General features: G+C 74.5%; 10 protein-coding genes and 1 pseudogene. 7 read left to right on the forward strand and 4 right to left on the reverse strand.

Annotated features, from left to right (window positions below; all coding sequences use genetic code 11):
* The 5 genes from ACFV1W_RS20250 to ACFV1W_RS20270 form a co-directional block, all read left to right on the forward strand.
* A partial coding sequence (locus tag ACFV1W_RS20250; protein WP_380418383.1) for an electron transfer flavoprotein subunit alpha/FixB family protein occupies positions 1-384 on the forward strand: 384 nt, incomplete at its 5' end.
* A 178-nt stretch (positions 385-562) separates the two neighbouring features.
* Positions 563-1,984 (forward strand): acyl-CoA synthetase, encoded by a 1,422-nt coding sequence (locus ACFV1W_RS20255; protein ID WP_380418385.1) that lies wholly within the window; start codon positions 563-565, stop codon positions 1,982-1,984.
* Positions 1,985-2,314: 330 nt separating this feature from the next.
* Positions 2,315-3,244 carry a C40 family peptidase gene (locus ACFV1W_RS20260; RefSeq protein ID WP_380418386.1) on the forward strand — a complete coding sequence of 310 codons (930 nt, stop codon included), beginning with the start codon at positions 2,315-2,317 and terminating at the stop codon, positions 3,242-3,244.
* Between the two features lie 824 nt (positions 3,245-4,068).
* The gene (locus ACFV1W_RS20265; protein WP_380418388.1) at positions 4,069-5,136 is read left to right on the forward strand and encodes an NUDIX domain-containing protein; all 1,068 of its coding nucleotides are present in this window, start codon (positions 4,069-4,071) and stop codon (positions 5,134-5,136) included.
* A gap of 203 nt (positions 5,137-5,339) precedes the next feature.
* On the forward strand, positions 5,340-6,167 hold the full coding sequence (locus ACFV1W_RS20270; RefSeq protein WP_380418389.1) for a DUF4184 family protein: 828 nt from the start codon (positions 5,340-5,342) through the stop codon (positions 6,165-6,167).
* On the opposite strand, the gene ACFV1W_RS20275 is transcribed toward ACFV1W_RS20270, so the two are convergent.
* Positions 6,143-7,507 carry a dipeptidase gene (locus ACFV1W_RS20275; RefSeq protein ID WP_380418391.1) on the reverse strand — a complete coding sequence of 455 codons (1,365 nt, stop codon included), beginning with the start codon at positions 7,505-7,507 and terminating at the stop codon, positions 6,143-6,145. The genes ACFV1W_RS20270 and ACFV1W_RS20275 overlap by 25 nt on opposite strands.
* A gap of 167 nt (positions 7,508-7,674) precedes the next feature.
* Between ACFV1W_RS20275 and ACFV1W_RS20280 the strand changes: the two genes are divergently transcribed.
* Entirely contained in the window at positions 7,675-8,916 is a 1,242-nt protein-coding gene (locus ACFV1W_RS20280) for a geranylgeranyl reductase family protein (RefSeq protein WP_380418392.1), read from the forward strand.
* A gap of 116 nt (positions 8,917-9,032) precedes the next feature.
* Here the strand turns inward: ACFV1W_RS20280 and ACFV1W_RS20285 are convergent.
* Positions 9,033-9,255, reverse strand: a pseudogene (locus ACFV1W_RS20285) (hypothetical protein); the annotation flags it as partial.
* Between the two features lie 87 nt (positions 9,256-9,342).
* Positions 9,343-10,326, reverse strand: a complete 984-nt coding sequence (locus ACFV1W_RS20290; RefSeq protein ID WP_380418394.1) for an ArsR/SmtB family transcription factor — start codon at positions 10,324-10,326, stop codon at positions 9,343-9,345.
* Positions 10,327-10,471: 145 nt separating this feature from the next.
* On the opposite strand from ACFV1W_RS20290, the gene ACFV1W_RS20295 reads away from it, so the two are divergent.
* Positions 10,472-11,878 (forward strand): MFS transporter, encoded by a 1,407-nt coding sequence (locus tag ACFV1W_RS20295; RefSeq protein ID WP_380418396.1) that lies wholly within the window; start codon positions 10,472-10,474, stop codon positions 11,876-11,878.
* 28 nt (positions 11,879-11,906) lie between these two features.
* Here the strand turns inward: ACFV1W_RS20295 and ACFV1W_RS20300 are convergent, their stop codons facing one another.
* A complete protein-coding gene (locus ACFV1W_RS20300; protein WP_380418397.1) occupies positions 11,907-12,311 on the reverse strand; it encodes a RidA family protein in 405 nt (134 codons plus the stop codon).
* Positions 12,312-12,332: the final 21 nt, after the last annotated feature.

Raw genomic sequence — 12,332 nt, forward strand, 5'->3', positions numbered from 1 at the left:
CGCCCGGAGCTGACCGAGGCCGCCATCGTGGTCTCCGGCGGCCGCGGCGTCGGTGCCGCCGAGGGCTTCGGCGTGGTCGAGGAGCTCGCGGACGCACTGGGCGCGGCCGTCGGCGCCTCGCGCGCCGCCGTCGACGCCGGCTGGTACCCGCACAGCAACCAGGTCGGCCAGACCGGCAAGCAGGTCTCCCCGCAGCTCTACATCGCGGCGGGCATCTCCGGTGCCATCCAGCACCGGGCCGGCATGCAGACCTCGAAGACCATCGTGGCCGTCAACAAGGACCCCGAGGCCCCGATCTTCGAGCTGGTCGACTACGGCGTGGTCGGCGACCTCTTCCAGGTGCTGCCGCAGCTCACCACCGAGGTGAAGGCCCGCAAGGGCTGATCCGAGCGGTCCCATGGACCGGAGGGCGTGGCGCCGGGTGCTCGGTGCCACGCCCTCCGCCGTTTCCGCCCCCCGTGCGGGAGACGGCGCCGCGCCGGCCCGTAGAGTCGGCCCGACGGCGGCCGGGCGCGGGAGCCCGCGGCGCGACCAGGGCGAGGACGAGGGCGAGGACGGAAGCATGGCACTGCTGACGGGGCTTCAGGGCGACCACGGTGACGCGGCGGACGCGCTGCGGATCGACGGCCGGGCGCTCTCCCGGGAGGAGTTGCTCGGCGCGGCGACCGCGGTGGCCGACCGGGTGGCCGGGGCTCCCGCGCTCGCCGTGCTCGCCCGGCCCACCGTGGAGACGGTCACCGCCGTGGTCGGCGGTCTGCTGGCCGGCGTCCCGGTGGTGCCGCTGCCGCCCGACTCGGGCCCCAAGGAGCGCGAGCACATCCTGCGCGATTCGGGCGCGGCGCTGCTGGCCCACGCGGCCGGGGAGGCCGCGCCCGACGGCGTGTCGATGGTGGCCCTGCCCGTCGACACCGCCGAGCGTTCGTCGACCACGTACGCCGAGCCGGCCTCCGACGCCACCGGCTTCGTGCTCTACACCTCGGGCACCACCGGCGCGCCCAAGGGTGCGGTGATCCGGCGCGCGGCGATCGCCGCCGACCTGGACGCCCTCGCCGCCGCATGGCAGTGGACCGCAGAGGACACCCTCGTCCACGGGCTACCGCTGTTCCACGTGCACGGACTGCTGCTCGGGGTGCTCGGCGCCCTGCGCACCGGCAGTCGGCTGGTGCACACCGGCCGGCCCACCCCGGCGGGGTACGCGGCGGCGGGCGGCAGCCTGTACTTCGGCGTGCCCACGGTCTGGTCCCGGCTGGCGGCGGATCAGGAGGCGGCCGGGCGGCTGTCCTCGGCCCGACTGCTGGTCTCCGGCAGCGCGCCGCTGCCCGTACCGGTCTTCGAGAAGCTGACGGCGCTCACCGGGCACGCCCCGATCGAGCGTTACGGGATGACCGAGTCGCTGATCACCGTCAGCACCCGGGCGGACGGCGAGCGGCGGCCCGGCAGCGTCGGGCTACCGCTGGAGGGAGTTCGCACCCGGCTGGTCGGCGAGGACGGCGAGCCGGTGCCGTACGACGGGGAGAGCGTCGGTGAGCTGCAGGTCTGCGGCCCCACGCTGTTCAGCGGCTACCTCAACCGGCCGGACGCCGACGCCGAGAGCTGGACGGCGGACGGCTGGTTCCGCACCGGGGACGTCGCGGTGATCGGGGCGGACGGCTTCCACCGGATCGTCGGCCGCGCCTCGGTGGACCTGATCAAGAGCGGCGGTTACCGGATCGGCGCGGGCGAGGTGGAGGCGGCGCTGCGCGACCACCCGGCGGTCGCCGACGCGGCGGTGGTCGGCGCACCGGACGAGGACCTCGGACAGGCGATCGTCGCGTACGTCATCCCGGACGGCGCCGTGACGGGGGAACAGCTGACGGCCTTTGTGGCGGAGCGGCTCTCGGTGCACAAGCGGCCGCGCCGGGTGGTGCTCGTGCCCGAACTGCCCAGGAACGCCCTGGGGAAGGTGCTGAAGAAGCAGTTGCTGGCGGAGACAGAGGGCCGCTGATGAGGGGGCGTCGGAGGAGCGTCCTCAGCTGACGGGTATTCACCCTGATGCACCGTCGGCGGTCCGCCCGGTTACCTTCCTTTGGCGCACTCCGCTGCGCGCAGTGAGCGTACGCGTGCTTAACGTGACACGCAGGCAGAACTGAATCCTGGGCGAGATGCCGCGGCTTCCGGTCGCACGGCCGGAGGCCGCGGCACATCGGACGGGATCTGCCGAGCCGTACGAACCGGTCGTGCCGGGGCGTACCGCGTGTCCGCAGCAGTTTCCGCAGCCGCCCGTTCGGCGGCCGTTCGCCGCAGTGCGTTCGCAGCAGTGAAGGAAGTCAGCAGGATGACCACCGTCAACACCGGCGCGCCGGATGCCGCCGACGAACCGACCGGGCAGCACGCCCCCGCCGCCGACGCCCGTTCTGCCACCGCCGACCGCCCCGCGTGGGCCGGGCGGATCCGCCGGGGGATGGGCATGGCGGCCGTGATCGCGGTCGGCGTGGGGGCCATCGGCCTTGGCACCGGCGTGAGCCCCGCCGCGGCCGAGCGGGCGCCGGCACACGCCGGGTGGGACGGCTCGCGGTACTGGTTCAAGGACAGCCAGGGGCAGTGGCGCTGGACCAGCCACTACAGCGTGTACCTGGCGCGGACCGGCGGGGCGAAGCCCTCCTCGCAGTCCTCCTCGTCCGGGCCGTCGTCCTCGTCGTCGAAGTCCTCGTCGAACTCCTCGAACGGCGGGATCAAGCAGGGCTGGGACGGCTCCCGGTACTGGTTCAAGAACAGCAAGGGGGAGTGGCGCTGGACCTCCCACTACGACATCTACCTGCAGCGGACCGGCGGTTCCCAATCCTCGGGCGGTTCCTCGTCCGGCTCCTCGGGCAGTGCCTCCAGCGGCTCGGTGGCGGCGGACCACAACGTGGAGGCGGCGGTGCAGTACGCGCTCGCCCAAGTCGGCAAGCCGTTCCGGACGGCGGGCAACGGGCCTGACGGGTACGACTGCTCGGGCCTGGTGCAGCAGTCCTTCCGGCGCGGCGGCATCTCCCTGCCGCGGATCGCCAACGACCAGTACGCGGCCACCACGCCGATCAAGGCGAGTCAGCTGCGCCGCGGCGATCTGCTGTTCTGGTCGCCGAGCGGGACCGCGCGGGGCATCCAGCACGTGGCGATCTACCTCGGCAACAACCAGTACGTTGAGGCCGCGAGGCCCGGGACGCGGATCCGGATCTCGACGATCAGCAAGGGGTACTACCCGGCGTTCATGGGACGGCCGTAGCGCACCCGGCGCGGGGCGCCGGGCCTGCGGGCCGGGTGCCCCGCACCCCTGCGGGCGTTCCGGCCGGACGTCGGTCCGTCAGAGATCGGCCGGCGGCGGGCACGCCGCAGAAGACATCGCGGGCGCCGGTGGTGTCGCCCCCGGACGGCGGGTGCGGGCAGCCGGGTGAGTCCTTCCCGGTGACGACCAGGGCGCCCTCGCTGCCGAGGGTGACGGCTGGCCCCTCGAACGGCCGGGCGAGGGCGTGCGTTGCCTCGCCGCCCCTTGCCGCCGACGGTCGACTGCCGACAAAGCCGGTTGCCGCCGACCGCCGGTTGGCGTCGGTGGCGAGAACGGTCTCGTAGGGGGCGCGTAGCACGCGGCAGCGGAGGAGCCGGTCGGTGTAGACAGAGCCGGTGACGACGACCCGGCCGGTGGGGAGCAGCTCCATCGTTCCTCCGTACGTGCCGGGGTGCGGGCGGCGCAAGGGGTATGCGCCGTAGCGGGGGCGGAGGGTGGCCGGGAAGGGCGCGGGGCGGCGCAGGGGCGGCGCGAGCGGCGTACGGGTGGGGCGCGCGCGGGAAGTGGGCCGGTCCGACTTCCTGTGCGCGATGGGCGGGCGTGGGGTGCGGCTTTCACGTCGGCCGGTCCGCAAACATCCGTACCGGGTCCGTGGCCTGGGCACATGCCGCTGTCAAGAGGCGGGCCGGGGCGCGCGGGCGGGCGCGGCGAGCAGTTTTGGGGAGCGGCATGGCGCGGGTACCACCACGGGTGGCGCTGGTTCGGCCGACGGGGGCGCTGCCCGGTGCGAACGGCACCGGGGCAAGTCGAGGGCAGGGGACGTTGTGATCGTCTGGGTCAATGGCACATTCGGGGCGGGCAAGACGAGCGCCTGCCGCGAGCTGGTGGAACTGCTGCCCGGGAGCGTGCTCTTCGATCCCGAGCTGGTGGGCTTCGGACTGCGCCGGATGCTCCCGGCCGACCGGCTGGCCACGGTGTCGGACTTCCAGGACCTCGCGGCCTGGCGCCGGCTCGTGCCCGAGACGGCGGCCGCGCTGATCGGCGAGGTCGGCGGCCCGCTGGTGGTGCCGATGACGTTGCTCAGAGAGGACTACCGGGACGAGATCTTCGGCGACCTCGCCGCGCACGGGATCGCGGTGCACCATTTCGTCCTGGACCCAGAAGAAACGATCCTGCGTGACCGCATCGCGCGCCGCGAGGAGTGCCCCGGCGACCCGGAGGCCAGCGAGCGGGTCCGTACCTGGTGCTTCGAACACCTGCCCCGTTACCGGGCCGCCCGCCGCTGGCTGGTCGGTGACGCCCGGATGCTCGACACCAGCGCGCTCACCCCGCGCGAGACCGCGCACCGGATAGCCGAGCTGGTCCGGATCGGCGACGCGCGCTGCCCGATCGTCCAGGCCCCGGACCCGACCGGGGACACCGTCGCCTCGGCCGTGCTGTTCTTCGACGAGCAGGACCGGGTGCTGCTCGTCGACCCGGTCTACAAGCCCGACTGGGACTTCCCCGGCGGCGTGGTCGAACGCGGTGAGGCCCCCACCGACGCCGCCCTGCGCGAGACGGCCGAGGAGCTGGGGCTGCGGCTCGACCCCTCGGTGCTGCGCCTGCTCGTCGTCGACTGGGAGCCGCGCACCGGCCCGCGCCGTGGCGGCCTGCGGCTGATGTACGACGGCGGGCTGCTGGACGACGCGGGCCGACAGGACCTGCTGCTCCAGCAGGAGGAACTGCGCGGCTGCCGGTTCGTCACGCTGGACGAGGCGGCCGAGCTCCTGCCGCCGAGCCGCTACCGGCGGCTCGCGGCCGCGCTGGACGCCCGACGCAGTGGGGAGCTGCGGTACCTGGAGGCGGGGTGCCGGGTGGCGCTCGGCCTGGCCAGCACGGCGGAGGCCGTGTAGGCGCGGCGGGGACGGCCGGTTGGGCGGGGACGGCCGGTGCGGCTGGGCGGCCGACGCGGGAAGGAGCCGGAGAGGCGGGGCGGCCTCTGCGGTCTCTGCGGCCTCTGCGGCGGACAGGGGCCGGCCCAGCGGGAAGGGCAGCCGTGGTCGGTCGGGCGGCCCCTGGTTGGTCGGGCGGGCGGTGGGGGCGTCAGGATGGAGGCATGCCGTTCACGTTGAGCCACCCCGCCGCCGTCCTGCCCCTGCTGCGCGCCGCCGGGGAGCGCGGCCCGTTGGTGGCCTCGGCGCTGGTGGCCGGGTCGATGGCGCCCGACGTGCCGTTCTTCGCCGAGTCGCTGCTGCCCGGGGTGTACCGGCACGGCGGCCTGACGCACGCCTGGTGGGCGGTGCCGACACTGGACGTGGCGATCGCCGGTGCGCTGGTGGCGGGTTGGCACGGGCTGCTGCGGGCGCCGCTGGTGGGGCTGGTGCCCGAGCGCTGGGCGGGCGGCGCGGAGGCGCTGACGGTCCGTCGGCCCGGGGGCGTGGGTGCGGGCCCGCGGGGCGTCGACGCGGCGTGGTTCCTGGCCTCGGCGGCCGTCGGAGCGGCGACCCACGTCGGCTGGGACGCCTTCACCCACGGCGGCCGGCTGGGCGTGCGGCTGCTGCCCGTGCTGGACCGGAAGGTGGCCGGCGTCCCGGTCTACGAGGCGTTGCAGTACGGGAGTTCGGCGCTCGCGCTGGCCGCGATGGGCGGTTGGGCGTCGCGCGCGGTACGGGCCGTCGAGCCGGTGCGCCCGGCCGTGCGGCTCGCGCCGCGGACCCGGCGGCTGGCCACCGCGGCGCTGGGCGCGGCGACGGCGGCTGGGGTACTCCACCGGCTGAGCCCGCTACGGCGCAACCTCGTCCCGGAGGTGTGCTTCGGTGCCGGGGCCGGACTCGCGGTGGGCGCGGTCGGCTACGCGGCGGTGGTCGCGGCCGCCCGCCGGTGGCGTGGCGGGCGGCCCGGGACCGCTGCGAACCGGCGTCAGCTGGAACGCAGTTCCGCGTAGCGGCGGAGGAAGAGAGCCTCGGTGAGGGCCATCCGCTCCAGCTCCTGCGGGTCGACGCTCTCGTTGACGGCGTGGATCTGGGTGGTCGGCTCCTCGACGCCGATCAGCACGATCTCGGCCTGCGGGTAGAGCGAGCGCAGGGTGTTGCAGAGCGGGATCGAGCCGCCCTCGCCGGCCGTGACCATCGGGGTGCCGAAGGCCTCGGCCATCGCCTCGCCCATCGCTTCGTAGGCCGGGCCGTCGGTGTCGGCGAGGAACGGGGCGCCGTTGCCCTGGCGCTGGATCGTCAGCCGGGCACCGAGCGGGACCTGCGCCTCCAGGTGGGCGACCAGGGCGTCCTGGGCGGCGTCCGAGCTCATGCCCGGCGGGACGCGCAGGCTGATCAGCGCCTTGGCGGTGGCCTGCACCGAGGAGGTGGCGCCGATCACCGGTGGGGCGTCGATGCCGAGGACGGTCACGGACGGGCGGGCCCAGAGGCGGTCGGCGACGGTGCCGGTGCCGGTCAGCTCGACGCCGTCGACCACCTTGGCGTCGGCGCGGAACTGCTCCTCCGGGTACTGCACGCCCTCCCAGGTCTGGTCGGAGGCCAGCCCGGCGACGGCGACGTCGCCGTTCTCGTCGTGCAGCGAGGCGAGCACCCGGACCAGGGACTGCAGCGCGTCCGGGGCGGCGCCGCCGAAGGCACCGGAGTGGAGGTTGCCGGCCAGGGTGGTGATCGAGGCCTCGACCACCGTCATGCCGCGCAGCGAGGCGGTGACGGTGGGCAGGCCGGGGGCGAAGTTGCCGGTGTCGCCGATCACGATCACGTCGGCGGCGAGCAGCTCGGGGTGGGCCTCGGCGTAGCGCTCCAGGCCGCCGGTGCCCTGCTCCTCCGAGCCCTCCACGATGATCTTCAGGCCGACCGGGTAGCCGTCCCCGTACACCTGGCGCAGCGCCCGCAGGGCGGTCAGGTGCATCAGGATGTTGCCCTTGCAGTCGGCGGCGCCGCGCCCGTACCAGCGGCCGTCACGCTCGGTCAGTTCGAAGGCGGGACTGAGCCAGGCGCTCTCGTCGAGCGGGGGCTGGACGTCGTAGTGCGAGTAGAGCAGGACGGTGGGGGCGCCCTCCGGGCCGGGCAGTTCGCCGTAGACGGACTGGGTGCCGTCCGGGGTGTCCAGCAGCTGGATGTTGCCCAGGCCCTCGGCGGCGAAGGCGTCGGCGACCCATTGGGCGGCCTTCTGGCACTCCTCAACCGGGAACTGGCGCGGGTCGGCGACCGACGGGAAGGCGACCAGCTCGGCGAGGTCGGTGCGGGCACGGTCCATCAGGGACCGGACGGCGTCGGCCAGGGGCTGTGGCATCGGTGCTCCGAGGGGGGGCGGTCCGTCCGGGGGGTGGTTCGGACGGAGGAGGTCGGTTGGGGTACCGCCGATCATAGGCGGAGGCGCCCGGGAGCTTCCGGGGAGCTTCGGGACCGGCGGGTGGTGCGGCGTCCGGGCCGGTGACCGGACGCATAGGATTGCTCGACGTGACTGACTCCGGAAGCCCTGATTCCCGCAGCCCGCTCAACAGCCCGCTCGACGAGGTGCCGCTGCCGCCCGACGGCGTCTGGGACGTCGTGGTGGTCGGCGCCGGACCGGCCGGGGCCTCGGCCGCGTACGCCGCCGCTGCGCAGGGCCGCCGAGTGCTGCTGCTCGACAAGGCCGAGCACCCCCGCTACAAGACCTGCGGAGGCGGCATCATCGGCCCCTCCCGGGACAGCCTGCCGCCGAACTTCGAACTGCCGCTGCAGGACCGGGTGTCCGCCGTCACCTTCGCCTACGACGGGCGGTACACCCGGACGCGCCGGAGCCGGCGGATGCTGTTCGGGCTGGTCAACCGGGACGAGTTCGACCTGCGCCTGGTGCAGGCGGCCAAGCAGGCCGGGGCGGTGCTGGTCACCGGGGTGACGGTCACGGGGGTCGAGCAGCGCGGCGGCGGGCACCGGACGGCGCTGGTGACGGCGGCCGACGGGCGCAGCTTCGAGGCCCGTGCGGTGGTCGGCGCGGACGGCAGCGCCAGCCGGATCGGCCGCCACGTGGGCGTGACCTTCGACCAGATCGACCTCGGCCTGGAGGCCGAGATCCCGGTGCCGCCGCAGGTCGCCGCCGACTGGTCGGGTCGGATCCACCTCGACTGGGGCCCGCTGCCCGGCAGTTACGGCTGGGTGTTCCCGAAGACCGAGACCAGCAGCCTGACCGTGGGGGTCATCTCGGCGCGTGGCGACGGCGAGCGGACCAAGCAGTACCTCGCCGACTACATCCGGCGGCTGGGCCTGTCCGGCTTCACCCCGCGGGTCGAGTCCGGGCACCTGACCCGCTGCCGGGCCGAGGACTCGCCGCTCTCCCGCGGCCGGGTGCTGGTCGCCGGGGACGCGGCCGGGCTGCTGGAGCCCTGGACCCGCGAGGGCATCTCGTACGCGCTGCGCTCGGGCCGGCTGGCCGGCGAGTGGGCGGTGCGGGTCGCGGAGGCGGGCGACGCGGCGTCGGTGCGGCGCGAGGCGCTGAACTACGCGTTCGCGGTCAAGGCCGGGCTGGGGGTGGAGATGCGCGCGGGCAAGCAGCTGCTGGGCGCCTTCGAGCGGCGGCCGTACCTGTTCCACGCGGCGGTCTGCCTGGTGCCGGCGGCCTGGCGGGCGTTCGCCCGGACCACCCAGGGGCACACGACCTTCGCGCAGTTGCTGCGGCAGAACCGGGCGGCGCGCAAGCTGATGGCGATGGCCGCGCGGTAGCGGTTCCCGGTCCTCACGGCGGTCCGGTCCTCCTGGCTGCGGTCCTCACGGCGTGGGCCGGGTCGGCGCTCCTCCGTCCAGGGAGGAGCGCCGGTCCTGCTTTCCTTGCGGAGGCGGTCAGTTGAGACGGTCAGCCCGGGGAGGCCGGTGATGAGGTTGGCGTACCCGCGGGTGTCGGCCTCCTCGGCGCACTGGCCCGGGGCCGCCGTTCGCGGACTGCCAGGCGCCGCGGGCCCCGCCGTCCACCACGCTCTGCCAGCCGCGTCCGTAGAACGGGAAGCCGATGGCCAGTTTGCCCGGATTGACCCCGGCGCCCAGGTACGTCTGGACGGCGGCGTCCACGTGGGCGGGCGTTGGCTGACGGATGACGGCTTTCAGCGAACAGATGTTGAAAGCTGTCATCTGAAACCTGTTCCCTGTTCGCTGTCACCTGCCGCCCGTCAGTTCGTCCCCGAGCACGCTGCGCCGGTACAGCACCGAGCGGCCGTGCCGGGCCCGGGTGACCAGGCCGGTGGCCGCCAGGACGGAGAGGTGCTGGCTGACCGCGCCCGGGGTGACGCCGAGGCGGTAGGCGAGCTCCGTGGTGGAGGCCGGTTCGGCGAGCAGCGAGAGCAGCCGTGCCTTCGGTGCGCCGACCAGCGCCTCCAGGGCCTGCGGCGGCACCGGTGAGCCCTGCCCGGTCATGCCGGCCTGCCCGCGCGCCGGGTAGCTGATCTGCGGCGCGCGGTTGCTGTCGATCATGGTGATCGCGCCCCGGACGAAGAACGTCGGGCAGAGGACGAGCCCGCGCCCGTCGACGGCGGTCTCCACGTCCCTGTCGGTCCAGTGCCGGTTGATCGACAGCACGCCGTCCGTCCACTGCAGCCGGTGGTCCAGGTCCGTGAACAGGGCCGCGGCGCCGTGCTGGGCGAGCACCCGCGCCCGGTACACCAGGTCGGCCTCCAGCACCGCGCGGGCCTGCGGCCACCAGGTGGGCGCCAGGCACGCCTCCCAGTACTCCTCCATCGCGTCGCAGATCCGCCCCAACAGCCGCTCCGGGTCCGCCAGTCCGGCTTCGAGCAGGGCGGGCAGCGGCTGCCCGTTCGGCAGGAAGGTCTGCTCCAGTTCGCCGCGCAGCAGCTCCGGCGGCAGCCCGCGCACGGTGGCGAGCTCGGTGCGGAACTCGGGGGCGGGAGCGGACGGGCGGGGCGTCAGGAAGTCGGGGACCCAGCGGTTGTCGGCGACCAGCGACAGCAGCAGCCGGGAGTCCAGGCGCTCGAACGAGGGCCGGAGCCGTTCGAAGGCGCGGCTCTGCAGCCGGTACACGCCCGGGTGGGTCCACATCCGCAGGCTGAGCGTGGCCTCCAGGATCGGGGAGTAGGCGAACCAGGTGGTGGCGAGGTCAGCCAGGCGGAGGGTGAAGCGGTGCACGGGCGTTCCCCTTCCGATGCCGACGTCCGAGGCCGACGCCGGACGGCCGATGTCCGACCGCCGACTGCTGGCTGCCGATCCGCGGAGTTTAGCCAGAGCCTAAAGGAGTACCTGGCCAACCCCGTCCGGCGGTGGAATCGGCGGCATGACCACCTCACCGGCGGAGTCCTCCGCACCGTCCTTCGCCATGCCCGAACCCGCCCGGTCCGGCCGCCTGTCCGAGGCCCTCCGCCGCCGCCTGCACCCCGATCCGACGGTCCGCCGGCTGGCCGGGATCACCCTGGTCAACACCGTGGGAAACGGCCTCTCGTTGTCCGTCGCGGTGCTGTTCTTCACCCGGGTCCTCGGCCTGAGCGCCGCCCAGCTGGGGTTCGGGATGACCGCGGCCGGCCTCTGCGGGGTCGTCGCCAGCGTGCCGGCCGGCCGGGCCGCCGACCGCTGGGGCGCCCGGAGGGTCCTGGTGGCGCTGGTCTCGGCGGAGGCGGTCGGCACCGCGGGGTACGCGTTCGTGCACAGCTATCCGGCTTTCGCGGCCCTGGCCTGCGCCGTCTCCGCCGTCGACCGGGGATCGTCCGCCGTCCGGAACGCGCTCTACGCCGAGGTGCTGCCCGCCGACCGCCGGGTGGCAGGCCGGGCCCACCTGCGGGTGGTGACCAACATCGGCATCTGCCTGGGGACGGGATTCGGCGCGATCGCACTCCAACTGGACACCCGGGCGGTCTATCTGACGGCGATCCTGGCCGACGCCGTGTCCTACGTGGCCGTCGCGTTCCTGCTCCACCGCCTGCCTGTGGTGACGGCTCCGGCGGGGGTCGAACCCCGGGCCGAGGCCGGTACGGCGACGGGGTCCGGTACCGCTGTCGAGGCCGGTGCGGTGGCGGGGTCCGGCACGGCGAACCCGCCGGACCCCGCCGACAGGGGCGGCAAGCAGGGCCGCCGGGGCAATCCGGCACTGCGCGACGGGCCGTTCCTGGTCGTGACCCTGCTGTGCTCGGTGCTCGGCCTGCAGTTCGCCGTCCTGGAGGTGGGCGTGCCCCTGTGGATCGTCCAGCAGACTGACGCGCCGCGGATCACCGTCGCGGGCAGCCTGATCGTCAACACCCTGATGGTGATCGCCCTGCAGGTGCGGGCCACCCGCGGCACCGAGGAGCGGACGGCCGCCGCCCGGGCGTGCCGTCGGGCCGGGCTGCTGCTCGCCGCCTCCTGCCTGGTCATCGCCCTCGCTCACGGACTGCCCGGGTTCGTCGCGGCGGTGGTGGCGCTGGCCGGGATCGCGCTGCAGTCGCTCGCCGAGGTGATGGGCCAGGCGGGCGGCTGGGCGCTGAGCTACGACCTCGCGGGTGAGCGCGGCCACGGCGCCTACCAGGGCGTGTTCAACGCCGGGAGCGCGGCTGCGATGATGGCCGGTCCGGCGCTGGTCAGCACCGCGGTGATCGGCTTCGGGCTGGCCGGATGGGCCGTCCTGGGCGCGGTGCTCGCGGCGGCGGGCCTGGCGATGGGCCCCGCCGTCAGGTGGGCCGGACGGCGGGAGGCGCGGCTGCGGGCGGCGTGACGCGCCGCGCCCCTGCGCTGAGCCGCCGCTACTCCCGGACGATCGCCATCGCTTCGATCTCGATCAGCACGTCCGGCCGGAACAGCGCCGCGACCTGCATCGCGGAGGCCGCCGGGAGCGGCAGGTCGCCCAGGTACTCGTCGCGGGCCTCCCGGATCGCCGCGAGGTGGGCGATGTCGGTCATGAAGAAGGTGAACTTGACGACGTCCGAGAAGTCGGCCCCGGCGGCGGCCAGGCAGCGGCGCAGGTTCTCGAAGACCTGGCGGGCCTGGGCCTTCGGGTCACCCGCACCGACCAGGTTCCGCTGCTCGTCGAAGGCGACCTGCCCGGAGACCTGGACCAGTCGGCCGCTGCCGGTGACGACCTGGGTGTAGCCGGTCCCGGGGGCGACGCCGGGCGGCTCGGTGATGTGGGTGAGGTGCTTGGTGGTCATGGCGCACGATCGTGCGCCATC

The sequence above is a fragment of the Kitasatospora sp. NPDC059648 genome (genome assembly GCF_042734825.1).
Lineage (GTDB): Bacteria > Actinomycetota > Actinomycetes > Streptomycetales > Streptomycetaceae > Kitasatospora.